At 71.9% G+C, this 25,550-nt stretch carries 23 protein-coding genes; 9 read left to right on the plus strand and 14 right to left on the minus strand.

Translation table 11 applies throughout. From position 1 onward, the window contains the following. The first annotated feature begins 55 nt into the window (after nt 1-55). The 4 genes from ACWEOZ_RS08160 (at nt 56) to rocD (ending at nt 3,765) form a co-directional block, all read left to right on the plus strand. On the plus strand, nt 56-664 hold the full coding sequence (locus ACWEOZ_RS08160) for an ATP-dependent Clp protease proteolytic subunit (RefSeq protein WP_451910175.1): 609 nt from the start codon (nt 56-58) through the stop codon (nt 662-664). A gap of 119 nt (nt 665-783) precedes the next feature. Continuing rightward, nucleotides 784-1,446 (plus strand): hypothetical protein, encoded by a 663-nt coding sequence (locus tag ACWEOZ_RS08165; protein ID WP_451910023.1) that lies wholly within the window; start codon nt 784-786, stop codon nt 1,444-1,446. Nucleotides 1,447-1,748: 302 nt separating this feature from the next. After that, nucleotides 1,749-2,561 (plus strand): dimethylargininase, encoded by an 813-nt coding sequence (gene ddaH, locus ACWEOZ_RS08170; RefSeq protein WP_451910024.1) that lies wholly within the window; start codon nt 1,749-1,751, stop codon nt 2,559-2,561. Then, nucleotides 2,554-3,765, plus strand: coding sequence for an ornithine--oxo-acid transaminase (gene rocD, locus ACWEOZ_RS08175; RefSeq protein WP_451910025.1), 1,212 nt, complete (start codon nt 2,554-2,556; stop codon nt 3,763-3,765). The genes ddaH and rocD overlap by 8 nt, the downstream gene beginning before the upstream one ends. A gap of 31 nt (nt 3,766-3,796) precedes the next feature. Here rocD and ACWEOZ_RS08180 read toward each other — a convergent pair whose 3' ends face one another. Continuing rightward, the gene (locus ACWEOZ_RS08180; protein ID WP_451910026.1) at nt 3,797-4,942 is read right to left on the minus strand and encodes an FHA domain-containing protein; all 1,146 of its coding nucleotides are present in this window, start codon (nt 4,940-4,942) and stop codon (nt 3,797-3,799) included. Nucleotides 4,943-5,022: 80 nt separating this feature from the next. After that, the gene (locus ACWEOZ_RS08185) at nt 5,023-5,316 is read right to left on the minus strand and encodes a 4a-hydroxytetrahydrobiopterin dehydratase (protein WP_451910027.1); all 294 of its coding nucleotides are present in this window, start codon (nt 5,314-5,316) and stop codon (nt 5,023-5,025) included. 136 nt (nt 5,317-5,452) lie between these two features. On the opposite strand from ACWEOZ_RS08185, the gene ACWEOZ_RS08190 reads away from it, so the two are divergent. Then, the gene (locus ACWEOZ_RS08190; RefSeq protein WP_451910028.1) at nt 5,453-6,259 is read left to right on the plus strand and encodes a hypothetical protein; all 807 of its coding nucleotides are present in this window, start codon (nt 5,453-5,455) and stop codon (nt 6,257-6,259) included. A 129-nt stretch (nt 6,260-6,388) separates the two neighbouring features. Continuing rightward, the gene (locus ACWEOZ_RS08195) at nt 6,389-7,198 is read left to right on the plus strand and encodes a hypothetical protein (RefSeq protein WP_451910029.1); all 810 of its coding nucleotides are present in this window, start codon (nt 6,389-6,391) and stop codon (nt 7,196-7,198) included. Between the two features lie 58 nt (nt 7,199-7,256). Here the strand turns inward: ACWEOZ_RS08195 and ACWEOZ_RS08200 are convergent, their stop codons facing one another. Then, the gene (locus ACWEOZ_RS08200; RefSeq protein WP_451910030.1) at nt 7,257-8,315 is read right to left on the minus strand and encodes a 1-acyl-sn-glycerol-3-phosphate acyltransferase; all 1,059 of its coding nucleotides are present in this window, start codon (nt 8,313-8,315) and stop codon (nt 7,257-7,259) included. Beyond that, complete coding sequence (locus tag ACWEOZ_RS08205; protein WP_451910031.1) at nt 8,312-9,160, minus strand: patatin-like phospholipase family protein; 849 nt, start codon at nt 9,158-9,160, stop codon at nt 8,312-8,314. Before ACWEOZ_RS08205 ends, ACWEOZ_RS08200 begins: the two co-directional genes overlap by 4 nt. 195 nt (nt 9,161-9,355) lie before the next feature. Between ACWEOZ_RS08205 and ACWEOZ_RS08210 the strand changes: the two genes are divergently transcribed. Further along, complete coding sequence (locus ACWEOZ_RS08210) at nt 9,356-10,657, plus strand: serine hydrolase domain-containing protein (RefSeq protein ID WP_451910032.1); 1,302 nt, start codon at nt 9,356-9,358, stop codon at nt 10,655-10,657. Between the two features lie 49 nt (nt 10,658-10,706). Here the strand turns inward: ACWEOZ_RS08210 and ACWEOZ_RS08215 are convergent, their stop codons facing one another. From ACWEOZ_RS08215 to ACWEOZ_RS08260, 10 genes are all read right to left on the minus strand, one after another. Next, nucleotides 10,707-12,098: a chitinase gene (locus ACWEOZ_RS08215; RefSeq protein ID WP_451910033.1), complete on the minus strand. Its 1,392-nt coding sequence runs from the start codon at nt 12,096-12,098 to the stop codon at nt 10,707-10,709. Nucleotides 12,099-12,180: 82 nt separating this feature from the next. Next, the gene (locus tag ACWEOZ_RS08220; RefSeq protein ID WP_451910034.1) at nt 12,181-13,380 is read right to left on the minus strand and encodes an ABC transporter ATP-binding protein; all 1,200 of its coding nucleotides are present in this window, start codon (nt 13,378-13,380) and stop codon (nt 12,181-12,183) included. Nucleotides 13,381-13,447: 67 nt separating this feature from the next. Continuing rightward, complete coding sequence (locus tag ACWEOZ_RS08225; RefSeq protein WP_451910035.1) at nt 13,448-14,314, minus strand: hypothetical protein; 867 nt, start codon at nt 14,312-14,314, stop codon at nt 13,448-13,450. 76 nt (nt 14,315-14,390) lie between these two features. Then, on the minus strand, nt 14,391-14,606 hold the full coding sequence (locus ACWEOZ_RS08230; RefSeq protein WP_360821960.1) for a hypothetical protein: 216 nt from the start codon (nt 14,604-14,606) through the stop codon (nt 14,391-14,393). Between the two features lie 15 nt (nt 14,607-14,621). After that, entirely contained in the window at nt 14,622-17,777 is a 3,156-nt protein-coding gene (locus tag ACWEOZ_RS08235; protein ID WP_451910036.1) for a cyclic nucleotide-binding protein, read from the minus strand. A 221-nt stretch (nt 17,778-17,998) separates the two neighbouring features. Beyond that, nucleotides 17,999-19,624: a trypsin-like peptidase domain-containing protein gene (locus ACWEOZ_RS08240; RefSeq protein ID WP_451910037.1), complete on the minus strand. Its 1,626-nt coding sequence runs from the start codon at nt 19,622-19,624 to the stop codon at nt 17,999-18,001. 80 nt (nt 19,625-19,704) lie between these two features. Next, a complete protein-coding gene (locus ACWEOZ_RS08245; protein WP_451910176.1) occupies nt 19,705-21,261 on the minus strand; it encodes a sensor histidine kinase in 1,557 nt (518 codons plus the stop codon). A 13-nt stretch (nt 21,262-21,274) separates the two neighbouring features. After that, nucleotides 21,275-21,991: a response regulator transcription factor gene (locus ACWEOZ_RS08250; RefSeq protein ID WP_023562178.1), complete on the minus strand. Its 717-nt coding sequence runs from the start codon at nt 21,989-21,991 to the stop codon at nt 21,275-21,277. Nucleotides 21,992-22,058: 67 nt separating this feature from the next. After that, the gene (locus tag ACWEOZ_RS08255) at nt 22,059-22,736 is read right to left on the minus strand and encodes a lysophospholipid acyltransferase family protein (protein ID WP_451910038.1); all 678 of its coding nucleotides are present in this window, start codon (nt 22,734-22,736) and stop codon (nt 22,059-22,061) included. A gap of 134 nt (nt 22,737-22,870) precedes the next feature. Then, nucleotides 22,871-23,635 (minus strand): GNAT family N-acetyltransferase, encoded by a 765-nt coding sequence (locus ACWEOZ_RS08260; protein ID WP_451910039.1) that lies wholly within the window; start codon nt 23,633-23,635, stop codon nt 22,871-22,873. Nucleotides 23,636-23,792: 157 nt separating this feature from the next. On the opposite strand from ACWEOZ_RS08260, the gene ACWEOZ_RS08265 reads away from it, so the two are divergent. Further along, nucleotides 23,793-24,710, plus strand: coding sequence for an ABC transporter ATP-binding protein (locus ACWEOZ_RS08265; RefSeq protein WP_451910040.1), 918 nt, complete (start codon nt 23,793-23,795; stop codon nt 24,708-24,710). Further along, on the plus strand, nt 24,707-25,534 hold the full coding sequence (locus ACWEOZ_RS08270) for an ABC transporter permease (protein WP_451910041.1): 828 nt from the start codon (nt 24,707-24,709) through the stop codon (nt 25,532-25,534). Before ACWEOZ_RS08265 ends, ACWEOZ_RS08270 begins: the two co-directional genes overlap by 4 nt. Nucleotides 25,535-25,550: the final 16 nt, after the last annotated feature.

Genomic DNA, 25,550 nt, shown 5'->3' on the forward strand with positions numbered 1-25,550 from the left:
CCGGGTGGGTGCACAACGCTCCCGGCTGGTGCGAGAGGGTGGGTCCATGACAGCGATGAGGAATGACGAGATCGCGATGCGGGCGGGTGGCGCATCCTTTGACGACCAGGTCTTCGAGCGGCTGCTCCGGGAGCGCATCATCTTCCTCGGCAGCGAGGTCAACGACGAGGTGACCAACCGGATCTGCGCGCAGATGCTGCTGCTCGCCTCGGCCGACAGCGAGAAGGACATCGCCCTGTACATCAACTCGCCGGGTGGTTCCATCAGCGCGGGTATGGCCGTCTACGACACGATGCAGTACATCAAGAACGACGTGGCCACGATCGCCATGGGCATGGCGGCCTCGATGGGTCAGTTCCTGCTCTGCGCCGGCACCGCCGGCAAGCGGTACGCCCTGCCGCACGCCCGGGTGATGATGCACCAGCTGTCCGGCGGCATCGGCGGCACCGCGGCCGACATCGCCATCCAGGCCGAGAGCATGCTGCACATCAAGTCGGTCATGAACGAGCGGATCGCCTTCCACACCGGGCACACCCCGGAGGAGATCGGCCGCGACTCCGACCGGGACCGCTGGTTCACCGCCCAGGAGGCGAAGGACTACGGGATCGTCGACCACGTGATCTCCAAGGCGACCGACGTCAACGCGACGTCCGCCCTGGTCTGACGCGTTTCCGGCGGCGGGTGACCGGCTCTGCCGGCGCCCGCCGCCGCCGTGTTTGTGTCGCGGTCCGGCCATCGGGGTATAGCGAGGGGCATCCCCGAAGGTTGAAGGAGGTGCTGACGATGAGACTTCCGACGTTCTCGCGCCAGTCCGACACCACCGCCGAGACCGAAGCGCGTCCGGCCGGCGCGACCAGCGCCACTACTCCGGTGCGTCCGCGCACCGACGCCAGCGTGACACCGCCGCCCGCCGCGCCGCCCGTGGTCGAGCGCCGCCGGCCCGCCGACGAGGACACGCTGGTCAACCAGCAGGCCGTCGGCCACGAGCCGAAGACCCGCGACGACCTGAAGAGCCGCGACCTGCAGGCTCCCCGCCCGGTCGCCGCCCACACCGACCGGGGCGACCGCTTCGACCGGGGCGATGAGAAGACCATCGAGCAGCCGCCGGTCGTCGCCGGGCCGAAGCCGCGGGCCAGCCTGCTCGCCACCCTGGGCCTGATCGTCAGCGTCGTGGCCGCCCTGCTCGTGCTCTCCGGCCCGTTGCTCGGCTATGGCATCGGCCTGGCCGTGCTGGGCCTCATCCTGTCGCTGAGCGGCATCCACGCCACCGGCAACCGGCACATCGCCGGCAAGACCGATGCTCTGATCGGCATGATCCTGTCGCTGGGCGCGATCGTGGTCGGCGTGCTGGCCCTCACCGGCTCGCTCTCCTGGCTCGGCACCGACATGCAGCCGGTCACCAGCGTCCGCGAGTGGCTTGACGCACAGTTTATCGACCGCTTCTGACGGGTATAAGACATTCACCGGCGGCGATGCGCCGCCGGTGCATCTCGGAACCGGGACGGTCACCAGCCGTCCCGCCCCGAATCATCCGGCGGTGCGCCGGACAGCGCGGAAACATTCGCGAACGGACGATCACCTCGGCCGCTTCGGGACGGGACCGCATCGTTGTGCGGGGGCGGCGGTTCGCCGCCCCCGACGCATGTGCAACGAATCTCCGCGCCGACCCCTGATCACGCAACGATCAGCCGCCGCGCGCATGGTTGTTCCGGGGCGTACGCAGGCACTTCGCGCATAGCGTTGCCGTCATGACGCCCACCGCCACCCCGCGCCGCTATCTCATGTGCCGGCCGACCCACTTCGCGGTCACGTACCGGATCAATCCGTGGATGGACCCGACGGCGCCGTACGACAACGCTCTGGCCGTCAGCCAGTGGGAGAACCTGCGGCAGACGTTCCTCGACCTCGGCCACACCGTCGAGCTGATCGAGCCGCTGCCCGGCCTGCCCGACATGGTCTTCGCCGCGAACGGCGCCACCGTGGTCGACGGCAAGGTGCTCGCCGTGCAGTTCCGCGACGCCGAGCGGGCCGACGAGGCCCCGGCGTACGCCGCCTGGTTCGCCGGCAACGGCTTCGAGGTCTTCGACTCCAAGCACACCAACGAGGGCGAGGGTGACATCCTGCTCGCCGGCGAGGTGCTGCTGGCCGGCACCGGCTTCCGGACCTCGCACGCCGCGCACGCGCAGACCCAGGAGGTCTTCGGCCGCCCGGTGATCACGCTGCAGCTGGTCGACCCGGCCTACTACCACCTCGACACCGCCCTGTGCGTGCTGGACGAGCGGAACATCGCCTACCTGCCGTCGGCCTTCTCCCCCGGCTCGCAGGCCGTGCTGCGCCGGCTGTTCCCGGACGCGGTCATCGCCACCCCGGCCGACGCCGAGGTGCTCGGTCTCAACGCGGTCAGCGACGGCCGTACCGTGGTGTTGCCGGTGCAGGCCACCGCGCTCACCGCCGCACTACGGGAGCGGGGCTACGCCACCGTCGGGGTCGACGTCTCCGAGCTGCGCAAGGCCGGCGGCGGCCCGAAGTGCTGCACCCTGGAGGTTCGTACCCGTGACTGATCTGGACCTGCGGACACCCGCCGCCCTGGCCGACGCCGAGCGCTGGACCGCCCACAACTACCACCCGCTGCCCGTGGTGATCGCCGACGCCGAGGGCGCCTGGGTCACCGACGTCGACGGCCGCCGCTACCTGGACTTCCTCGCCGGCTATTCGGCGCTGAACTTCGGTCACCGGCACCCCGGCCTGATCGCCGCCGCGCACGCCCAGCTCGACCGCCTCACGCTGACCAGCCGGGCGTTCGTGCACGACCAGTTCGCCGACTTCTGTCACGGGCTGGCCGAGCTCTGCGGCAAGGACCTGGTGCTGCCGATGAACACCGGCGCCGAGGCCGTGGAGACCGGCATCAAGGTCGCCCGCAAGTGGGGCTACCAGGTCAAGGGCGTGCCGGACGGTCAGGCCGAGATCATCGTCGCGGACGGCAACTTCCACGGGCGCACCACGACGATCATCAGCTTCTCCACCGATCCGGACGCGCGGGACGACTTCGGGCCGTACACCCCCGGTTTCAAGATCGTGCCGTACGGCGACCTGGCGGCGCTGGCCGACGCGATCACCCCGAACACCGTCGCCGTGCTGCTCGAGCCGATCCAGGGCGAGGCCGGGGTGCTGATCCCGGGCGAGGGCTACTTCGCCGGCGTCCGTTCGCTCTGCGACGACCACAACGTGCTCTTCATCGCCGACGAGATCCAGTCCGGTCTCGGCCGCACCGGTAAGACCTTCGCGATCGAGCACGAAGGGGTCGTGCCGGACATGTACCTGCTGGGCAAGGCGCTCGGCGGTGGCATCGTGCCCGTGTCGGCCGTGGCGGCCAACCGGGACGTGCTCGGTGTGCTCAAGCCGGGCGAGCACGGCTCGACGTTCGGCGGCAACCCGCTGGCCTGCGCGGTCGGCGCCGAGGTGGTCCGGCTGCTCGCCACCGGCGAGTTCCAGGAGCGCTCGGAGCGGCTGGGCGCGCTGCTGCACGAACGGCTCGCGGCTCTGGTCGGCCACGGCGTGCTGGCGGTCCGTGGCCGCGGGCTGTGGGCCGGGGTGGACATCGACCCGGCGCTGATGACCGGCCGGCAGGCTGTGGAGCGGCTGGCCGAGCGCGGTGTGCTGGCCAAGGACACCCACGGTTCGACGATCCGGCTGGCCCCGCCCCTGGTGGTCACCGAGGAGGACCTGGAGCACGCGGTGGCGCAGCTGGCCGCGATCCTGGCCTGAGCGTGACGGGGAGGCGGGAGTCCGCCTCCCCTCAGCGTTCGAACTTGCGGATCGCCATCGTCGGGGCCTCGGCCATGACCGACGACGGCTGCGTCACACCACCGGTCGCCCACAGCTTGGCGCGGCCCACGTTCACGCCCGCGTACAGCTCCACCACGTCGTTCGCCGCCAGGGTGCGGGTCTCGTCGCGAGCCAGCGTGATCCGGTCGTCGTCGTCCAGTGAGCCGCCCGGGCGGATGCCCGTGCCGTTGGTGCTGACGTCCTGGGCGGTGAGCTCGCCGCCGTTCAGCGCCAGCCGCACGTGACCACGGCTGATCCACTTCCGGGCGTCGTCGGTCAGCCACTGGCCCAGCATCACGCCGCCGCCCTCGGGCGCACGCCCGACCACGACCGGCTTGTCGGTCGAGACCACGAACCGCTGGCGCACCACGCCGTCGATGCGCACCGACAGCACCTCGACCGCCGGGCGCGGGCCCGCGTCCCGCAGCCGGGTGCCGTGCCGCGGGCAGGTCGGCGCGCCGGACCGCAGCGACGGCGGCGGCTGCGCGACCGGGGCGGTGGTCTTGCGCATGTCGGCGAACGGGCTGTCCGGGTCGCCACCGGAGCCGTACGCGTTGCAGTTCGACTCGGGACAGCTCCACACCCGGGCCAGCAGCTTCGCGCCCATCGGGGACGGCTCGGCGACCGCCGGCACCTCCCCGCGACCGATCCTCGCCACCAGCACCGGGCCACCGGCGCCCGGCACCGCGGCGAGCAGCCGGCCCGGCTCCTCGACCCACGGCCGGCGGTCCCGGAACTGCTCGGCGCGGGTGCGGGTCAGCACGGGCAGGCCCAGCAGCTCGGCCACCTCGAGCACCCGGTCGTCGAGCTGCGGGACGACCTCGACCACGCCGTCGTCGGCCCACCGGCGGACCACCATGCGCTCGTTGGAGGTCAGGTCCGCGTCGGAGAGCAGGCCCCTTGGCACCACCGCGTAGACCGGGACGTTCTCCTCCGAGACGTGCCGGCCGAGCGCGTCGATGACCAGGCCGAGGCGCAGCATGCTGGCCGGGCGGCCGCCGTCGAGATCGGCGTACCGCACGATCTCCGACAGGTCGACCACGGCGCGGGCCAGGGCCGGGTCGGTGGTGAGCCGGGCCTCGATCGCGTCGAGGACCTTGCTGACCTCGAATCTCACGGGGCCTCCCTGTACGTGCGCGTGCGGCTACCTCCGGCCATCATGCCGTCTGGGGCCCGCGGGCGGCCAATCAGGGGCGCTCAGGAGGCGTCGGCGAGGATCCGGTCGATGCGGTTGGCCAGGGCGATGTCACGCGTGGTGACCCCACCCGCCGCATGCGTGACACAGCGGAACGTCAGCGTGCGCCATCGGATGTCGATGTCCGGGTGGTGGTCCATCTCCTCGGCGACCTTCGCGACCCGGTCGACGACGGCGATCGCCGCTGGGAAGCTGCGTAGGCCCACGGTGCGTACGATCGCCTCCGTCCCGCCTTCCCAGCCGTCGAGGACGGCCACGGCACTGCGTACGGAATCGGCGTCGAGCAGGTCAGCCATGAGACAACCTTAATGCCCGCGCGCCCCCCGGCCAGGACGCCTCGGACGAGGATGTCGCACCCGTTCGCTAACGTGAGCGCCGACTTGACGCCCGCAGCCGGATGAGACCGGGGCGGGCACAACGGGGAGGAAACCCATGAGGAATCGACGACCGGCGATCGCTGGTCTCGCTCTGGTCGCCGCTCTCGGGCTCACCGGCTGCGGTCCCGCCGACAGCGTGGCCCAGCCGGGCAGCAGCACGGGCGCGGTCGCCGAGCAGGCGAAGCCGGCCGCCGAGCTGGCCGCCGCGGCGCAGAAGCTGGGCGAGCAGAGCCTGCGTTTCGAGATGGAGATGGTCGGCGCGATCACCGCCTCCGGCGAGGCGGACCCGAAGGCCGGCAACGCCCGGATGACCATGGACATGGGCGCGCTGGGCGACGGCAACAAGATCGAGCTGCGCAAGGTCGGCACCGACGTCTTCATGAAGTTCGGCGGCGCGGTGGGCCAGATGCTCGGCGGCCAGAGCAGCAAGGAGTGGATGCACGTCGACGCGGCGAAGCTCCCCGCGGGCAGCAGTTTCAACGTGATGTCCCCGGACGACCCGGCCGGCACCAAGGCCATGGTCGCCGCGATGACCAAGGTCGAGCGGGCCGGGGCGAACGGCTACCGGGGCTCGCTCGACCTGGCCAAGTCGCCGACGTACAACAAGAAGGACGCCCTGAAGGCGCTCGGCGGCAACACGCTGGTGCCGTTCACGGCCAAGACCGACGACCAGGGCCGGCTCGTCGAGCTGACGCTGGACATGAGCGGGCTGGGCGCCTCGTCCGGCGCCGGGGCCCTGCCGGGTGGCGGCAAGGTCAAGACGACGTACTCGGACTTCGGGACCAAGGTCTCGGTCGCGGCACCGCCCGCCGGTCAGGTCCAGGAGCTCCCGTCGCAGCTCGCCGGCATGCTCAACAACTGACGCGTCCCCGGGCCGGGCCGGTGTGCTCCGGCCCGGCCCGGGGTCCGTTTGCGCTTCGGTCCCATCGGGCAATCCACCCCCCGACCGTTCGTCACCCCCGGACGCGCGGCAGGGCAAGGAAGGACCGACATGCGGACGCCACGACTCGCCGGACTCGGCCTCGCATCAATGGCCGCGGTCGCTTTCGCGATGACCGGCTGCACGGCTGACGGCGACGGCACCCCCGGCGCCAGCGCCCCGGTGACGGACGCTCCCAGCGCGTCCGCCGTCGCGGCCAGCCCCGACGCGACCGCCGCCGCCGCGCTGGCCACAGCCACCGCCACGCTGGGCACGAACAGTTTCAAGGTCACCATGACCTCCGGTCCCGGCCTCAAGCTGACCGGCCTGATGGACGCCCCGAACGGCACCGGCACCGCCGACCTCACCGTCACCGGGCCCAACACCGAGGTCAAGGTGCAGACCCTGCTGGTCGGCCAGGACCTCTACGTCAAGGTCCCGGGGGTCACCAAGGGCAACACCTGGACCCACGTGGACGTGTCCCGGCTGCCCGAGGGCGCCAACGTGGGCCTGCGCCCGGGCCAGATCGACCCGGCCAACACGGCCCAGCTGCTCACCTCGACCACCGACGTGCAGCAGGTCGACGCCCGCAGCTACAAGGGCACGCTCGATCTGACCAAGGCCGCCGGCGTGGCGGGCGTGGACCAGACGCTGGTCAAGACCTGGGGCGCGCAGGCCCAGAAGGTGCCGTTCACCGCGGGCCTGGACGAGCAGGGCCGGCTGTCGGCGCTGACGATCCAGCTGCCGGCGGTCAACGGCCAGCAGGCCCAGCCGCTCGAGGTGCTCTACACCGACTACGGCACCAAGGTCGAGGCGCAGAAGCCGGCCGCCGCGGAGACCACCGAGGCGCCGGACAGCCTCTACAAGAGCCTGGGTGGCTGATCGAACCTGATCGACGAGGAGGCCCGGACGCTGCTGCGTCCGGGCCTTTTCGCTGCGCTCAGGCGGCGGGTGTGCGCCGGGCGGACCAGTCGGTGCCCAGCGGACGCGGCCGCGGCCGGTTCTCCTCGATCCAGGCGTCGATGCGGGCCCACCAGTCGTAGAGCCAGGCCACCCGCTCCTCCTCGCCGGCCGGCACCTCCTCCGGCGGCACGCTCCAGAACCGCATGACCAGCTGCTTGTCCATCGGCAACTCGCGCCACAGGTCCCGGATGGTGATCATCCGGTCCAGCCCGGTGTGCGCCACGAAGATGACCCCGGCGTCCGGGGCGGCGTCGATCGCGGTGAACAGCCCGCCCGGCTTGGGTGGCAGCACGTGGCGCAGCCCCTCGGCTTTGACCGCCATGTCCTCCATGCCTTTGGCCCGCAGGAACGCGATCGCCTTGGTGCGCCGGCGCGGGGTGAAGTTGCCGCCCTCCGGGAAGATCACGAACGCGTCGTTGTCGTCCAGCCCGGTCGCCAGGTCGCTGATCTCCTGCTCCAGCGAGGCCGTACGGGTGTGGCCGGGCGAGATGAACCTGTTCGGCAGGCGGTTGAGCAGGATGTCGACCGCCGGGTCCCACTGCAGGGTCGCCTTGAGCACGATCCGCGGCTCCCGGTCGAACCAGTTGACCAGGCCGTGGATGAGGACGAACGAGTCGCCCGGCCCGGCGTGCCGGCTGACCACGACCTCCGGACGTCCCGGCATCCCGGTGTCCGGGTCGGTGCCCACCACGTCGATGCTCAGGTGCAGCGACCAGCGGGCCACCCAGAACAGCACGTCGAGGAACCAGCCGGTGAGCACGTAGTGGGCGCGCTGGAAGGCGGGGTTGCGGATCTTCCACCCGAAACCCGACGCCAGCCACAGCGCGGCCAGGCACACCAGCGCGGCCGCGTCCCAGACCAGGTAGGCGATGGCGAGGAACACCAGCCGGGGCACCCGCAGATGCCCGGGCACCAGCGGCGAGGCGGCCAGGGCCAGGAGCAGCCACACCGGCAGCGTGGCCAGCAGCGCGACGGACAGCACGACCACGGCCGGGGCGATGATCAGCCGGCGGACCCAGACAGGTGGCAGCATCACGAACCGTCGGCCGAGGCGGGAGTCACGTTGGCCGCGAGATAACGGCGGGAGGCGGTGTAGGCGCGGCTGATCCGGCGACCCGCGGCCGCCATGTCGCGGTACGCCCACGGCGAGTCGTCGCGGCTGTCGCCACCGCCGGTCGGCAAGACATGCACCCGTACATCGTCGGGCAGCGATGCAACATCGCGGGCGAAGCGGTGCCGCCGGGCGATCTCGAACGCCACCTGGGCCACCTCCCACGGCCGTTTCGGCACCACCAGCGGCCGCTCGATCCGCCCGACCTGCAACACGAAGATCTGCTTGGCGCCGACCCGGACGGCCTCACCGATCGGGATCGAGTTGACGATGCCGCCGTCGACGAAGTGCTCCCCGTCGATCTCCATCGGCGGCAGCAGCCCGGGCACCGACGACGAGGCCAGCACGGCGTCGACCAGCGGACCGCTGTCGAACCAGTGCTCGGCCGCGCGTTCGATGCTGGCCGCGCAGCACCGGAACGGCACCTTGAGGTCGGCGAAGGTGGACTGCTCACCCAGCTCACCGGTGAGTAGGCGGCGCAAGGGCAGCGGCGAGTGCAGATGGGTGCGGGCGGCGAAGCGGCGGAGCTGACGGGCGAGCGAGTCGCCGTACACCTCGGCGGCCTCGGGCGACGACCAGAGCCGGACCAGGCGCTCGGTGACCGCCTCGGTGGGGTCGGCGGCGACCAGCGCGCCGTTGACCGCGCCGATGGAGGTGCCGACGACGACGTCGGGCCGGTAGCCCGCCCGGAAGAGGGCGCGCAGCATGCCCACCTGCACGGCGCCGAGCACGCCACCGCCCCCGAGGACAAAAGCGACCGGGGTGTTCATCGGCCCAGGGTAGCGGGGGAGGTGATCAGATCGAAGGGCAAGATCAAGCAGTTCAAAGGCAAGATCAAGGCGATGTCGTGCCTGGTTGCATGGCACTGGCCGTCGCTCCCGCCGATGACATCTACGTGCTCGCAAGACCGCGGGAATCACGCGCGGGGTACATGCGCGCGGCGCGGGCGTGCCATCATCGTCGTCGTGGATATTCGTCGCCGGTCCCTGCTGGGCGGTGGGCTGGCCGCCGCCGCGGCCACGCTCACCGGGTGCGCCAGGCAGGGACCGAGCTGGAACGAGCCGGGCCCGGCCACGGTTCCCGTGGCCGATCAAGTCTCCGTCGCCCCGTCGGCGATCACGCCCGCGCCCACCCGCGCCGCGGCGCCGTACGCGGTCCGCGTGCAGTACGCCCTGACGAAATACCTGAAGCCGACCCCGGACAACCCGAAGCACCCCGGCTACGCCGGCGCCGTCGCGCTGGTCATGGTCGACGGCAGGACCACCCTGCACACCGCCGTCGGAGACGCCTTACGCTACAAAGCCGGCCCGGTCGAGCTGCCCGCGAGCGAACGCGTCGCCATGAAGCCCGACTCGATCTTCGACCTGGCCTCCCTGACCAAGGTCTACACCGCTCTGCTCGTCCTCCAGTTGGCCGACCAGGGCAAGATCGACTTGAACGCTCCACTGCGCACCTACCTGCCCGAGTTCACCGGCACCGGCAAAGCCGCGATCACCATCGCGATGCTGCTGGCCCACACCAGTGCCCTGCCGGTCGGCGCGAAAGTCACCGGCCTGCCGGACAACGCCGCCCGCTGGGCAGCCGTGCTCACCACCCCGCTGGTCAAGGGCGGCGTGCCCGGCACCACCTTCCGCTACTCCAGCGTCGGGCTGATGGTGCTCGGCCGCCTGGTCGAGAAGCTCACCGGCAAGAGCCTCGACAAGGCCCTGCGCGACAACCTGCTCACCCCGCTCGGCCTCAAGGACACCGGCTTCCAGCCCTTGAAATGGGTCAGCGACAAGAACCGGCTCGTCGCCACCGACGCCCGCTCGTCCCGGGGCCTGCTCCGCGGCACCGTCCACGACGACGTCTGTAACCACCTCGGCGGCGTGGCCGGGCACGCCGGCATCTTCGGCACGGTCGAGGACGTCGCCGTCATCGGCCGGCTGCTGCTCAACGGCGGCAGCTACAACGGCGAGCGCCTGCTCTCGGCCGACATCCTCAAGACCGCCCTGACCAACGTCAACAAGGGCAAGAAAGCCATCGACGCCGACCGCCCCGGCCGCAGCGCCGACCACGGGCTGGGCTTCGAGCTGAACCAGCCCTGGTTCATGGGCAAGCTCGCGACCCCGACGACCTACGGCCACACCGGCTTCACCGGCACCTCGCTGCTGGTCAGCCCGGCCCGCAAGACGGTCGTGGTGCTGCTGACCAACCGCGCCCACCCCAACTGGTCCTGGTCCAACCCCGACACGCATCGCGTCGCGGTCCACGACGCCATCGCGTGAAGCGGGGCGGCGATCAAGGATCTGACCACCGCCCCGGCCCCCGGCGAGATCAGCCCAGCCCGTTGAGGAAGCCCTCGTGGTTGGTACGGAACTCCCAGTTGTAGAACTTGTCCCAGTTGATCGACCAGGTCATCAGGCCGCGGAAGTTCGGGTTGGTGCCGCTGCGGACCGCGTACCCGCCGCAGTTGCTGCCCTTGACCAGGCAGGTGACCGCCTGCTGGACCCCCGCGGGGGCGACGTAGCCGTTGCCCGCGCTGACCGATGACGGTGCACCGAAGGCGACCTGGTCCTCGCGCAGGGCGGGGAACATGTTGGCCGTGTTGCCCGCCACCGGGAAGCCGGCCAGCATCATGTCGGTCATCGCGATGTGGAAGTCGGCCCCGCCCATGCTGTGGTACTGGTTGTCCAGGCCCATGATCGAGCCGCTGTTGTAGTCCTGCACGTGCAGCACGGTCAGGTCGTTGCGCATCGCGTAGATCACCGGCAGGTACGAGCCCGCGCGCGGGTCCTGCCCGCCCCACGGCCCGGAACCGTAGTACTGGTAGCCGAGCTGCACGAAGAACGTCTCCGGGGCCATGGTCAGCACGAAGTTCGCGCCGTAGCGGGCCTTCAGGGACTTCAGCGCGGCGATCAGGTTGACGATGACCGGCGTCGTCGGGTTCTTGAAGTCGGTGTCACCGGTGTTCAGCGACAGCGAGTGGCCTTCGAAGTCGATGTCGACGCCGTCCAGGCCGTACTTGTCGATGATGGCGCTGACCGAGCTGACGAACTTGTCCCGGGCCGCGGTCGTGGTGAGCTGGACCTGGCCGTTCGCGCCGCCGATGGACAGCAGCACCTTCTTGCCGGCCGTGCGCTTGGCCCGGATCGCGCTGATGAAGTCCGCCTCGCTCTCCACGCCGGGGCACTCGGCCGCCGGGCAGAGGGTGAAGCGGATGTCGCCGGAGGTGGCGCTGGTCGGCTCGCCGAAGGCCAGGTTGATGATGTCCCAGTCGGCGGGGACGTCGGCCATCCGCAGGTAGCCGGATCCGTTGGCGAAGCTCGAGTGCAGGTAGCCGATCAGCGCGTGCTTGGGCAGCCCGGAGACCGGCGGCGGGGTGGTCGGGGGCGGGGTGGTCGGGGGTGGCGTCGTCGGGGGTGGGGTGGTGGGCGGCGGGGTGGTGGTCGGGGGCGGGGTCGTCGGCGGGGGCGTGGTGCCACCGCAGGCGCCCTTGTCGGCCCAGACACCCCACTCGCCGCTGGCCGTGGGCACCTCGCCCTGCGTCCACCATTTCGCGGTGTAGTTCTTGGCCTGGTACGAGACGGAGTTGTCCTTGACGTACACCGCCGAGGAGCTCCACGCCGGGGCACAGGCGGCGGCAGCGCTCGCGGACGAGGCTATGTAGACGGCGGAGCCGGTGGCCGCCAGGGCAGCGGTGACGGCGAGGATGAGTGAACGGCGCATGGGGGGTGGCCTCCACGTCGGTGTATCGACAGTTGGCCAATTATTAGGACTGTTAACTGTTCCTGTCCAGTGAACGTTTTTTTCACGCCTGGTCGAACCGGATCCGCAACCCGGTCCGATCGAAGAGCAGCAGGTCCGTCAGACCGATCCCGACCTCCAGCTCCTCGCCCACCCGCACCTGCCGGGGCACCGGCACCCGGACCATCACCTCACCCGTCGGCGGCGCGTCGACCAGGTCGTACGCGGGATAGAACCCGTACGGCGTGCTCGCGGCGACCGACCGCGACGGTGCCGCCGGCGCGTCCAGCCGGACGCTCGGCACCCCACCGACGTCGACGTGGGCCAGCAACTCGTGGCCCAGGTTCTCCACCGCGCACACCGTGCCCCGCACCGACATGTCGTGCTCCCGCAACGGCAGCGCCCGCAACGCAAGAGTGACCCGCTCGGTGTGGTGCTCGGCCAGCCGCGCAGTACGCGGATCCCCCGCCGGCAGCTCCAGCACCTGCGAGCCCAGGTCGAGCACCACCGCGCCGTCCTGGGCGTACACGGCCGCCTCGAGCAGGCTGGTGCGGGGCATGCCGAGGAACGCCGCCACGAACAGGGTGTCCGGGTCCGCGTACACGTCGATCGGCGGGCCGACCTGCTGGAGCACGCCCAGGCGCAGCACCGCGATCCGGTCGGCCATGCTCATCGCCTCGGTCTGGTCGTGCGTCACGTAGATCGTGGTCACCGCCAGGCGGCGGGCCAGTGCCACGATCTCACCACGCAGCGCCGCCCGGGCCCCCGCGTCCACGTTGGAGAGAGGCTCGTCGAGCAGGAACACCGCGGGCTTGCGGACCAGCGCCCGGGCCATCGCGACGCGCTGGCGCTGACCGCCGGACAGGTGCTCGGGATAGCGGCTGAGCAGGTCCGCGACCCCCACGCTGCGGGCCACGTCGGCGACCCGGGCCCCGATGTCCTCGGCCGGGGCCGCGGTCGCGCGCAGCGGGAAGCCGATGTTCTGGGCGACCGTCAGGTGCGGGTAGAGGGCGTAGTTCTGGAACACCATCGCGATGTCCCGCTCGCGGGGACCGATCTCGGCCACCGGCACGCCGTCGAAGGTCACCGTGCCCCCGGTCGGCTCCTCGAACCCGGCCAGCAGCCGCAGCAGAGTCGACTTCCCGCAGCCGGTCGGCCCGAGGACCACCAGGAACTCGCCGGGGGTTATCTCCAGGTCGACGCTGTCCACCGCGACGACATCGTCGAAGGTCTTCGTGAGGCCGCGTGCGGCGATCGCCACCATGCACCCATGGTGCGGCTTCGGTGACCATCAATGCCAGAGCTTTGCCGACCCGGCTGCCGCGGAAGGGCTAGGGCAGGACTGTCCGGTCGAGGAAACCGTCGCCGTCGTCGTCGAACATCCGCTTCTCGAAGACGCCGTCGTGGTCCTTGTCGTAGTCGGCGAAATCGACCCGGTTGTCCAGGTCCTTGTCGACGCCGATGAAGTCGGCCTGCCCGTCACCGTCAAGATCGACGCGGATCTCCGCGCCGCCGCCCTCACGACCCCGGTAGGTCGCCTTGTCGAGGTGACCGTCGCCGTCGGCGTCGACCCGGTTGTGGTAGCCCTTCGGCGGGGCCAGGTGCTCGGGCTCCCCCAGTCCGCTGTGCGCCGAGCCGGACTCACCGAGACCGCTGCGCGGGGCGTCACCGAGGGCCGAGACCGCCGGGAGACCGTCCAGGTCGGGACCCGGCGCCGAGCCGAAGCCGGACCGCGCGGCGAACTCCGGCGCCGTGCCCAGCCCGGACTGGGCGGACATGCCACCGGTCCCCCAGGCCTCCGGGGCCGAGCCGAAACCCTCCGTGGCTGTCCCGGTGGCGCTGCCGAACTCCGACCACTCGCCGAGCCCGGCCGAACCGTCCGTGGCGGCCGCCCCCAGCCCCTGGCTGACCGTTCCCGGGGCAGCGGCACCCTGGTCGACCAGGCCGTGCCCGACCGAGCCGGCCACGTCACCGAGGCCGAACGAGGAGAACAGCCCGAACGTGCTCGACTTGGTGACCCGGTCCTCCACGACCGCCGTGTGCGCGCCCGCATCGGTGCTGACCTGCTGGCGCAGCAGGTCGGCCTCCTCGGCGTCCAGGACGTAGCCGACCAGGGCGCCCGCCGGGTCAGCGGCGAGCTGGGCCTGGAACGACGGGTCGGTCAGCAGCCGCTCCAGCACCTCGTCGAAGTCACTCATGGCGCTCACGGTAGGAGTCCGCGTCCAGCCGCCGCCATCGGCGAGGTGGCCAGTCTCCGCGGACCGGCCGCGCCGCTCAGTCGAGTTCCGGCATCGGCACCGGCTGTGGCCTGGGCCGGCAGGTGCCGCACTGGACGGCGTCCTCGACCACCAGGGCCTCGGCCCGGTCCCGCTGGGCCGACCGGCTCACCTGAAGGAGGTACGGCCCGAAGCGGGCATGGTCCTCGCAGACGCCCCGGCCGCAGAACCGGCAGGTCCCCCGGGCCGCCTTGGCACAGAACCAGCAGAGCACGTGTGTTTCCCCTCGTCAGCCGATAGGTGGTTCGGGCGGAGTGGTGGTCGGGTCCGACGTGGGCGGCGTCGTGGGCGGCGTCGTCGTGGTCTGACTCGGCCGCGGCGTGGTGGTCGTCGGCACCGGCGTGGTCGGCCGGGGCGTGCGCGGCGGCGTGGTCGTGGGTCGCGTCGTGGGCCGGGTCGTCGGCCGGGTGGTGGTCGGGTCCGGATCGTCCGGCGTGATCGGGTCGACCGGGTCGGCGGTCGGCTGCGGCACGGTCGTCGCCTCGGTCGGCGGGGCCGAGGTCGGCGTCAGCGACGGGGTGACCTCGCTGGGCAGGTCGGAGGGCAGCGGCTCGTCACTGGGCGACGGGCTCGGCGAACCGGCCGGCGGCTCCACCTTGACGCCGTCACCGCAGCTCAGATCCGTACCGGTGGCCGGGGTGAGGGTGCCGTCCACGAAGACCCGGCCGGTGGCGGCGATCAGGCCGTCGGGCTCGACCGCGTACCAGGAGGCGCCGTTGTTGGTGACCAGACCGCCGGGCCGGGAGACGTTCAGGGAGAGCGCCTGGTAGGCGCCGCTGGTGCTGGCCGTGTCGGCGAGCAGGCGGCCGGCCTCCAGCGCGAGGACACCGTGCGGCACCCGCTGCCGTCCGGCGTCGGTGTAGAGCTTGCCGACCTGGGCCTGGGAGCCGGCGCAGAACAGGGTGGCCGAGCCGCCCTGGAACGTCAGCCGGCCGGTGGTCCCGGCGGGGACGATGATCCGGTCGCCCTCGTCCAGGTAGCGTCGGTCGCCCTCGTCGAGCCGCACGTTGCGGCCGTCGACGGTCGCGACGATCGTGCCCCGGTCCGAAGTGAGCAACGCGCGGTCGGTGGGCATCTCCGCCCAGGCCGGGCCGGGCGCGAAGTTGACCACGGTCAGCAGCAGCGACAGCAGGAGCAGCAGCAGGACGAGCCACCACATCCGGCGCTCGAAGCGGCGGTCCACCTCGGGGTCCTCGGTGCCGTCCGGCGGACCGGGCGGCACGGCCAGCGGCGGGTAGACGCCGGCGGAGTGCACGCCCTCGGCGGCCGGCCCGCTGCCGGCCGGGCCGCCCGCCGTGGAGCCGGGCGTGCCGACCAGCGGCGGCAGGTCGGAGGCGTCCGGGATCACCCAGAGGCGTACGGGGGTGCGGGCCTGCGCGACCATCCCCGGGATGCCGTCGCCGACCGGGCCGACCAGCGTGCCCCGGCGCAGCTCGACGCCGTCGGGCATGGCGATGACGCCGGACTCCACGACCACCGCGTGGGTCGGCCCCTGCAGGACCACCGGCGCGCCGGGCTCGAGATCCACCGGGTGCGCGGAGGCGATCAGCGCGAGCCGCTCGTCCCCGGCCAGCCCGGCCAGCGCCGGAGTGTCGGCGAACAACGCCTCGGCCTCGGCCCGGTCGGCCGGCGGTGGGCCGGGCAGCGGACCGACGACCGTGGCGACGGTGGCGGTGGGCACGGCGAGCAGCGTCGTGCCGGCCGTGTGCCAGTCCAGCGACGTGGCCCGGCCGGTGAGGGCGTTGGCCAGCCCGACCACGCCACCGGCGCCGACGTGGTGCCGGATCGTGCCGCCGGGGTCGCCGGGCTTGCGGGCCTGCACCGCGCCGTCGACCACGACGTACACGGCCTGCTGGGTGGTGCCGGCGACGACGAGCTGGGTGCCGGAGTGCGGGCGGATCCAGCGGGCGCGGGCGGCCAGGCCGGCCAGCGCGTGCTCCGGCAGTCCGCCCAGGTCGGAGGCGCGCAGGGCGGCCAGCCGACGGGGGGCGTCGGCCTCGCGGCGCTTCTCGGCGGAACGCTCGCGCAGCAGCCGCCACGAGCGGGCCAGCCGGCCCACGGCGAGGTAGATCAGCGGGGCACAGAGCCCGGCCACGACCAGGATCAGCAACAGCTTCGCGGCGAAGCCGCCGTGCCACAGACCGGTGACCAGCCCGGAGACCCGGTCGGCCCAGATCCGGTAGGCCAGGTTGGCCGCGATCGCCACCCACAGCAGCGCCAGCACGCCGTACAGGGCGACGATGCGGCCCTCGCGGTCCAGCCCGGCCCACGCCGGCGGGCGCCCCCGCAGCCGGCCGGACACCCAGGCCAGGCCGCGGCCGCGCAGGTTGGGGATCTCCAGCCAGTCCATCAGCAGGTAGTAGCCGTCGAGCGCCAGCAGCGGGTTCAGGTTGAACAGCACGTTGAGATACCAGGCGAAGGCCAGCTTGAAGGCCAGCGGCCCGAGCGCGGGCACGGCCAGCCCGATGAGCTGCATCGACCCGGCGAGCACCAGGCCGGTGGCCGGACCGGCCGCGGTGACCAGCATCCGGGCCCGGCGCCCGGCCATCCACACGTCGGTGGTGTCGACGAAGACCGAGGGGATGCCGAAATACACGAGCACGCCGGCCGCGGGCACTTCCCGCCCGGCGTGTTTGGTGGCCAGCGCGTGCCCGAGCTCGTGACTGGCCAGCGCCAGCAGGTTGAGCAGCAGCAGGACGACCGCGCCGAGCAGGTAGGAGCCGCCGGACAGGAAGACCGCCTGGCTGCCCCGCCACCAGGTGGCGACGAACAGGCCGAGCCCGGCCACCGCGAAGACGGCCATGACGATCGCCGCGACCTTGGTGAACAGGAACCGGCCGCCGGCCCGGTAGAGCGCCGTGATCACCCGGTCGATGTCGAAGACCAGCATCCGGCGGCCACGCGCCGCCGCCAGCACGCCACTGCCGACCCGCCGGGGCAGCGGCTGGCGCTCGAGCTCCTGCAACGGGCGGAACGCGTCCACCGGCAGCTCGTCGAGCATCCGGTTGCCGGCCAGGTCGGCCACCACCCGGCGGACCTGGTCGGGGGCGAGCCGGCCGGCCAGACGGGCGAACTCGGCGACGAGACGGGCCACCGTGTGGGTGCCGTCCATCATCTGCGCGAGCTGCCACTCGTCCGGGGTCAGCCGCAGATAGCAGGCCCGGCCACCGTCGTCGGGCGAGCGGAGCATCACGTACGCCGAGCCGCGCACGCTGGTCAGCTCGACTGCCTCGATCCCGGCGCGCAGCACCGGCCGGGCCCGCGCGGGGTTGAGCCGGTCGACCACCGCGCCCCAGAGACCGGGGTCGGCGGGTCCGAGCGGCTCACCCGGCGCACGTCCGGCCAGGGCTTCCCAGACACTCATCCGGGTCTCGACGTAAGTCACGCCTTCAGTCCGTTCAAGGGTGGTGGTGGGGTGGTCGGACGGATGGAGAGTAGGCGGTCAGCCCGGCGGAAGGCGAGCCCCGATAAGCCGATCGTCAGTAGAAAATCCGCACAGCGGACATAAAGGTGCGGTGGGTGGTCGCGATCAACCCCCTTGATCGCGACCACCCACCGCCGTGGGGAGGTGACGCCGCCCGATGGCCCGAGCGGCGCCAGGTTGGTTTAGGAGGCCTCGGTCAGCGCCGCGCTGACCGTCTGCTGCTGGCCGTTGCGGGTGAAGACGACGGTCACCTTGTCGCCGACCTTGGCGGACTGGACGATCCCGATCAGGTCGTCGGAGTCGTTGACGGCCTTGCCGTTCACCGAGTTGATGACGTCGCCGCGCTCCAGGCCGGCCTTGGCCGCCGCGCCGCCCTCGGTGACCGTGCTGACCAGCGCGCCGCCGCCCTCGGCCTCGGTCACGCTGACGCCCAGCGCCGGGTGGCTGACCTTCTTGCCCGCCATCAGGGCGTCGGCCACGTCCTTGACCTTGTTGCTCGGGATGGCGAAGCCGAGGCCGATGTTGCCCGAGCCCTGCCCGGAGGTGGCGATGGCGGAGTTGATGCCGATCACCTCTCCGTTGGTGTTGACCAGCGCGCCGCCGGAGTTACCCGGGTTGATCGGGGCGTCGGTCTGCAGCAGGCCGGACATCGAGGTCGTCCCGGCACTCTGCTGCTGTTGCTGCTGCTGGCCGCCGAACGGGTTCTGCGGGGTCTGCTCGTCCTCACCGCCGGACCGGATGGTGCGGTCCTTGGCGCTGATGATGCCCTCGGTCACCGAGCCCTCCAGGCCCAGCGGGCTGCCGAGCGCGAGCACGGTGTCGCCGACCTGCATCTTCGAGCTGTCGCCGAACTTCGCCGCGGCCAGGTCGGAGACGCCGTCCGCCTTGATCACCGCGAGGTCGGTCCGCGGGTCGGTGCCGACGATCTTGGCCTGGGCCTTCTTGCCGTTGGCGAAGATGACGGTGACCGAGTCGCCGGTGGCGGTGGCGACCACGTGGTTGTTGGTCACGATGTAGCCGTCGGCGCTGATCACCACGCCCGAGCCCTCACCGGTCTGGGTGGTGATCGAGACGACGCTGTCCTTGACCGCCGCGACGATCTGGGCGAGCGACGAACGGTCGACCACCCGGTTCACCGAAGCGTCGGCGGTCTGCACGGTCCTGGGGTTGTTGTCATTGTCGAACGCGAGCGCGGCGGCCGCGCCGACGCCACCGGCACCGAGGGCGATCAGCACCGCGGCCGCCCCGGCCACGAAGATCTTACGGCCGCGGCCGGCCCGCGCGGGGTCACGCTGCTCGGTGCCGACGGCCTGGGCCCACGCCGGGGCGTCCGGCTGCGGGGGTACGCCGCCACCGGGCGTCCACTGACCGGGCTGGCCGGGCGCTCCCTGGGCCGCGTACTGCGGGTGGGGCTGGCCGGCGTAGGCACCCGCGTAGGGCGGCTGCGTCTGGCCGGGATACTGCGGCTGGCCGGCGCCGTAAGGCTGCTGACCGTAGGGCAGTGGCTGCGTGTGGTGCTGCGGCGGTCCCTGCTGAGCTCCGTGCGGCTGGGCCGGGTGCTGGCCACCGCGCTGCCAGGGCGACGCGGGCCAGGGGCCCTGCTGCTGAGGCGCACCCGGCTGCGGAGCGCCGGACTGGGGAACGCCGGACTGGGGGGCGGCCGGCTGGCTCAGCGTCGGCTGCTGCGCCGTGGTGTCGGACTGTCCCCGCTCCGGACTGGTCGCGGGAGAGGCGTCCGCGGGCCGGTGCGACAGCTCCTCGGACGGTGAGCTTTCGTGCCGCTGCGGGTCGGTCTCGTACTCGTTCATGCGGACTACATTGCCCCTGTCCGCTCCGACTCACCTGTGCTGGCCCTGGACGTTTTCTGTGAATGGAAGTGCCGGGAAAATCAGGAGTCGTCCGGTTCCAGAGCGGGCAAAGTGACCCGGAAGGTCGCCCCCTCGCCCGGCTCGCTCAGCACCTCCACAGTGCCGTGGTGGGCCCGGACGATCGCGGCCACGATGGCCAGGCCCAGCCCCGTGCCGGTGGCCGCGCGGTCCGTGTGCCGGGTCCGGGCCTCGTCGGCGCGGTAGAAGCGTTCGAAGACGTGCTCGCTCTGCTCGGGCGACAGACCCGGCCCGGTGTCGGCGATCTCGATGACCGCACGGTTGCCCGACTCCGGATAGAGCGAGAGGGTCACCGCGGCATCGGCCGGCGTGTGCACCAGGGCGTTGGTCATCAGGTTGCCGATGACCTGCCGCAGCCGGGCGTCGTCGCCGTACGCGACCAGCTTCTCCGGCGACTCCCGCACGTCCAGCTCGATCTTGCGGTCCGGGGCGGTGGCCCGGGCCGCCTGCACCGCGTCCATGGCCAGCACCGGGAGCTCCACCGGGGCCAGCTCGACCGGGCGCTCGCGGTCCAGGCGGGCGAGCAGCAGCAGGTCCTCGACCAGCAGCCCCATCCGGGCCGCCTCGTCCTCGATGCGGCGTACCAGCTTGGCGGTGTCCTCCGGGTTGGCGACCGCGCCCTGGCGGTACAGCTCGGCGAAACCGCGGATGGAGGTCAGCGGGGTCCGCAGCTCGTGCGAGGCGTCCGCGACGAACTGGCGCATCTTCTGCTCCGAGCGCACCGCGCGGGACTCGGAGATCTGCGCGGCCTCGGCGGCGTCGCGGGCCTGCGACTCCGCGGCGCGGGCGGCGGTCTCGGACAGCGCGCGGGCGGTGAAGGCCGCCTCGATCTGGGCCAGCATCGCGTTCAGGGCCCGGGACAGCCGGCCCAGCTCGGTCTTGGGTTCGCCCTCGTCGGGCTCGGGATCGGGCACGCGCTGGGTCAGGTCGCCGGCCGCGATGGCGGCGGCGGTCCGCTCGATCTGCCCCAGCGGGATCAGGCTCTGCCGCACGATGGCCGCACCCACCGCGGCCAGGGCGAACAGCACCCCGGCGCCGACCAGGACGTCGACCCAGATGAGCCGGGCGATCGCCTCGTCGATGCCGCGCAGCCGCTGCCCGGCGTGCAGCACGGTGCCGCCGTTGACGTAGGTGACCAGCATCCGCCAGATCACGGTCCCGTCGGCGGACTTGACCGTGTACTGCTTGCCGATGTGCTTGTTGACCTCGTTGACGCCCTTGAGCACCGGCGGCAGCTGGCTCGGCTTCAGCGCGGGGTCGTACTTCGGGTAGTCCGGGTCGCCGATGCCGTCCACCGTGGTGACGTTGACGTAGTAGTCGGCCGGCAGGATCAGCGTCTCGTTGCCCTTGAGGTTCTCCAGCGTGTCGGTGAACCGGACCAGGCCCACGTCGAGCCGGTTGATCATGTAGCTGTGCAGCGCGTAGGTGCTCGCGGCGCTGATCAGGGACAGCGCCGCGAACACGAGGGCCAGCACGGCGGCGACGAGCTTGGTGCGCAGCGGCACCCGCCGCAGGTTGGTCTCGGGGACGTGGCTGCGGACCCGGTCGGTGATGGTCAGGGACACGGTCGGCTCATGCCGCGGGCTTGCGCAGCACGTAGCCGACGCCGCGGAGCGTGTGGATCAGTCGCGGCTGGACGTTGTCCACCTTGCGGCGCAGGTACGAGATGTACGACTCCACGATGTTGTCGTCACCCCGGAAGTCGTACTTCCACACGTGGTCGAGGATCTGCGCCTTGGAGAGCACCCGGTTGGCGTTGAGCATCAGGTAACGCAGCAGCTTGAACTCGGTGGGCGAGAGCTGCACGCGCTGACCGGCCCGGTAGACCTCGTGCGTCTCCTCGTCGAGCTCGAGGTCGGCGAAGACCAGGCGCGACGGCTCCTCGTCACCGGCGGTGGTGCGGCGCAGCACGGCCCGGATCCGGGCGGTGAGCTCCTCGAGGCTGAACGGCTTGGTCACGTAGTCGTCGCCGCCGAGCGTGAGGCCCCGGATCTTGTCGTCGGTGCCGTCGCGGGCGGTCAGGAAGACCACGGGCGTACGGGCGCCGCCCTCGCGCATGAGCCGGATGACCTCGAAACCGTCGAGGTCGGGCAGCATCACGTCGAGGACGACGAGGTCGGGGGTGGCGTTCTTGGCCGCACTGACGGCGGCGCTGCCGCTGGTGGCGGTGCTGACGTCGAACCCTGCGAAACGCAGGCTGGCGGAGAGCAGCTCGAGGATGTTCGCGTCGTCCTCGACGACGAGGAGCTTCGCCTCGCTCTGCTTTCCCTGGGTCTGGGTGGCGGCCATGCCCACCATCTTCGTCCAGGTCGCTGCGCCTGCGCTGCACAGTGCCTGAAAGTTTTCTGTGAGCCCGCTAGGCGGCAAGATCGAAGGTGGTGGACCGCAGTCCGGCCGATGCCTGAGCCGCCCGGGCCAGCGCGCGCCGGTCGGCCCCGGGCTCCGGGCGCAGCGCCGGCGAGCCGACCAGCGTCACGGTCAGGCCGCGCAGACCGGCCACCCGGCGGACCGAGGACCAGAGGGTGTCGTCGCCGACGAAGGACGCCTGCGGGGAGCCGTACCGGATCGCGATCGGCACGACCGGGGCGCCCGCGTCCACCGCCGCCTGGAAGACCGCCGGCCGGAAGCGCCCGCGTTCGGCGCCGCAGAACGTCGTACCCTCCGGGAAGACCGCGACCGACCGGCCGGCCCGCAGCGCCGCGGTCACCTCGGCCACCGTCGCCGGCAGCCGCTTCGGGCGGGTCCGGTCGACGAAGATCGACCCGGTCCGGGCGGCCAGCGCGCCCACCGCGGGCCAGGCCCGCACGTCGTGCTTGGCGACCAGCCGGACCGGCGTCACCGCCAGCAGCGCGACGACGTCCAGCCAGGAGACGTGGTTGGCCACCAGCAGGCTGCCGGGCCGCGGCGCCGGGCCGCGCCACACCAGCTTGACCCCGAGGGCCGCGAGGATGCCGCGGGAGATCATCCGCGCGGCGGCGTGCCGCAGCAGCGGCACCAGGACCAGAGCACTGACCAGTACGCCGAGGAGCGCCATCAACCGCACCACCGCGGTCCCGGCTCGCACAGCCTCCGCGCCGGCCGGCCGACATTGCGCCCCGCACGCCGACGCCGGCTGCCACGCTGAGTTGACCCGCGGCGGAAAACCCCAGGCCAGTTCACGAGGGGCGCTCATCGGGTCGCGCCCAGGAAGTGGCGCCGGTAGCGCGGGTCCATCCGGTCCATGGAGAACAGCACGTAGAAGTCGGCGCAGTGGAAATCGGGGTCGTAGGCCGGCTCGCCACACACCCAGCTGCCCAGCCGCAGATAGCCCTTGAGCAGCGGCGGAGCCTGCGTTTTGGGGTCACCGACCTGATCGGTGCGGGCCAGCCAGGGGCTGCGCGGCCGCACCCGCAGGGCCGGCGGCGCGAGGTGCCTGGCGGAGACCCGCGCCCACACGCCGGCCGCCGTCGCGCCGCCGTCCTCGAGGCCGACCGAGGCACAGCCGCCGAGCCAGCGCAGGTTGTTCAGGTGCAGGTAGCGGGCGATGCCCGCCCACATCAGGTTGACCACGGCGCCGGAGCGGTGGTCCGGGTGCACGCAGGAGCGGCCGGTCTCGACCAGCTGATCGCGCAGCGGGCTCAGCCCGCTGAGGTCGAACTCGCCGTCGCCGTAGCGGCGCCCGGCGCGCTGGGCGGCCTTCGGGGTCATCATCCGGTACGTGCCGACGACCAGGCCGGTCGCGTCGTCCCGGACGATCAGGTGGTCGCAGAAGTCGTCGAACTCGTCGACGTCGCGGCCGTCGGGGGTGGCGCCGCGCAGCGTGGCACCGAGCTCGGCGGCGAAGACGTCGTGGCGCAGGCGCTGCGCGGCCGCGACCTGGCTGGCGTCGTCGGCGATGAGGAGCGAGTAGCCGCTGGTCCCGGTGGGTGCGGCGGCGGTCATGAGTACCGTCATGAGATCTGTGTAGAGCTCGCGTCTGCCGACGGCGTGTCGCTCCAGGTGGCCCCGGATGACGCTCACGTGAACGACTCTTCCCGCAGTCGCCGATGGGGCCGCCGGGATTGCCGCGAACCGGTAGGTTGAGCGCTCAGTCGATCAGTGAGGAGCAAACGTGACGGCCGGGTCCGAGGAGATCGTCGTCTCCCACCTCACCAAGCACTACAAGTCGCTGCGAGCCGTGGACGACCTGTCGTTCACCGTGCACTCCGGGCGGGTCACCGGGTTCCTGGGTCCCAACGGCGCGGGCAAGACCACCACCCTGCGCATGCTGCTGGGCCTGGTCACGCCGAGCGCCGGCACGGCGACCTTCGGCGGCGTGCGCTACAACGACCTCGATCAGCCGATCCGGCACGTCGGCGCCGTGCTCGAGGCCTCCAGCGCGCACAAGGGCCGCACCGGGCTCAACCACCTGCGGATGATCTGCACCGCGGCCGGGCTGCCCTGGCAGGCCGCCGACGAGGCGCTGGCCAAGGTCGGGCTGACCCCGGCGGCCAAGCGCAAGTTCAAGGGCTACTCGCTGGGCATGAAGCAGCGGCTCGGCATCGCCGCGGCGCTGCTGGGCAATCCACGGGTGCTGATCCTCGACGAGCCGGCCAACGGGCTCGACCCCGAGGGCATCCGCTGGATGCGCGACCTGCTCAAGGCGCTCGCCGCCGAGGGCCGTACGGTGCTGGTCTCCAGCCACCTGCTCGGCGAGATGCAGCAGCTCGCCGACGACGTGGTGATCATCGCCGCCGGCAAGCTGGTCCGGCAGGGCCCGGTCGGCGAGGTGCTCGGCTCGATGACCGGGATGACCCAGGTGCGCGTGCGCACCCCGCAGGCCGAGGCGCTGACCGCCGCGCTCTCCGAGCGCAACGCCACCGTGACCCCGCTGCCCGACGGCGCCCTGCTGGTCTCCGGCCTGGACGCGGCCGCCGTGGGGCACACCGCCTTCACCAGCTCGGTGGAGTTGCACGAGCTGGCCGGCGAGCGCGCCGATCTGGAACAGGTCTTCCTGCAGCTGACGGCCGGAAAGGCGGGCATCCGATGAACCTGGTGAAAGCCGAACTCTTCAAGATCCGGTCCACCTCCACCTGGTGGATCCTCGGCCTGGTCACCTTCGTGCTGTGGGCGCTGACCCTGCTGATCAACTGGGCCGGCAGCACCGTCAACGCGGGCGCGGAGTCCACCGAGGGCCTGAGCCCGGACCAGGCGGAGCAGGTCCGGGTGGCCAACGAGGCCGTCAACGTGGCGTCGAACCTCTACACCAGCGGCCAGTTCTTCGGCGTGCTGATGGTGATGCTGCTGGCCGCGATCGTGGTGACGAACGAGTTCTTCCACCAGACGGCCACCACCACCTTCCTGGTGACTCCGCGCCGCGAGTCCGTGGTGCTGGCCAAGCTGATCGCCTCGACCCTGCTCGGGCTGGCCTTCTGGCTCATCACCACCCTGCTCAACCTGGTCTTCGTGCCGTTCATCCTGGACGCGCTCAACATCGGTTCCCAGCTCGGTGAGCCGGCGATCTGGCGGGCGGTCGGGCTCAACGCGCTGGCGTACGCCCTGTGGGCGATTCTCGGCGTCGGCGCCGGGGTGCTGATCCGCAGCCAGATCGGTGCCACCATCGCGCTGAGCACGACCTACGTGATCGGCTACTTCGGCGCCACCACGATCTTCTTCCTGCTCACCCCGCGCATCGGCGACTGGTTCGGCAAGCTGCAGGTGCTGGTCCCGCCGCTGGCCTCGCAGCTGATGGTCTCCGGCACCGAGCTGCCCGGCAACCCGCCCCGCTGGGTCGGCGCCGTCGTGCTGATCGGCTACGCGGTGCTCGCCGGCGGACTCGGCACCTGGCTCATGAAGCGGCGGGACATCGCCTGAGTGTCCTTCTCGCCCT

It is taken from the genome of Actinoplanes sp. NPDC004185 (assembly GCF_053603475.1).

Bases quoted from the DNA above. Each gene is read 5' to 3' on its own strand.
- ddaH (WP_451910024.1), top strand. From the start codon at position 1,749: ATGACGCCCACCGCCACCCCGCGCCGCTATCTCATGTGCCGGCCGACC.
- ACWEOZ_RS08165 (WP_451910023.1), top strand. From the start codon at position 784: ATGAGACTTCCGACGTTCTCGCGCCAGTCCGACACCACCGCCGAGACC.
- ACWEOZ_RS08240 (WP_451910037.1), bottom strand. From the start codon at position 19,624: ATGAACGAGTACGAGACCGACCCGCAGCGGCACGAAAGCTCACCGTCC.
- ACWEOZ_RS08215 (WP_451910033.1), bottom strand. From the start codon at position 12,098: ATGCGCCGTTCACTCATCCTCGCCGTCACCGCTGCCCTGGCGGCCACC.
- ACWEOZ_RS08250 (WP_023562178.1), bottom strand. From the start codon at position 21,991: ATGGCCGCCACCCAGACCCAGGGAAAGCAGAGCGAGGCGAAGCTCCTC.
- ACWEOZ_RS08260 (WP_451910039.1), bottom strand. From the start codon at position 23,635: ATGACGGTACTCATGACCGCCGCCGCACCCACCGGGACCAGCGGCTAC.
- ACWEOZ_RS08255 (WP_451910038.1), bottom strand. From the start codon at position 22,736: ATGGCGCTCCTCGGCGTACTGGTCAGTGCTCTGGTCCTGGTGCCGCTG.
- ACWEOZ_RS08225 (WP_451910035.1), bottom strand. From the start codon at position 14,314: ATGAGTGACTTCGACGAGGTGCTGGAGCGGCTGCTGACCGACCCGTCG.
- ACWEOZ_RS08270 (WP_451910041.1), top strand. From the start codon at position 24,707: ATGAACCTGGTGAAAGCCGAACTCTTCAAGATCCGGTCCACCTCCACC.
- ACWEOZ_RS08205 (WP_451910031.1), bottom strand. From the start codon at position 9,160: ATGAACACCCCGGTCGCTTTTGTCCTCGGGGGCGGTGGCGTGCTCGGC.
- ACWEOZ_RS08220 (WP_451910034.1), bottom strand. From the start codon at position 13,380: ATGGTGGCGATCGCCGCACGCGGCCTCACGAAGACCTTCGACGATGTC.
- ACWEOZ_RS08195 (WP_451910029.1), top strand. From the start codon at position 6,389: ATGCGGACGCCACGACTCGCCGGACTCGGCCTCGCATCAATGGCCGCG.
- ACWEOZ_RS08190 (WP_451910028.1), top strand. From the start codon at position 5,453: ATGAGGAATCGACGACCGGCGATCGCTGGTCTCGCTCTGGTCGCCGCT.
- ACWEOZ_RS08160 (WP_451910175.1), top strand. From the start codon at position 56: ATGAGGAATGACGAGATCGCGATGCGGGCGGGTGGCGCATCCTTTGAC.
- ACWEOZ_RS08185 (WP_451910027.1), bottom strand. From the start codon at position 5,316: ATGGCTGACCTGCTCGACGCCGATTCCGTACGCAGTGCCGTGGCCGTC.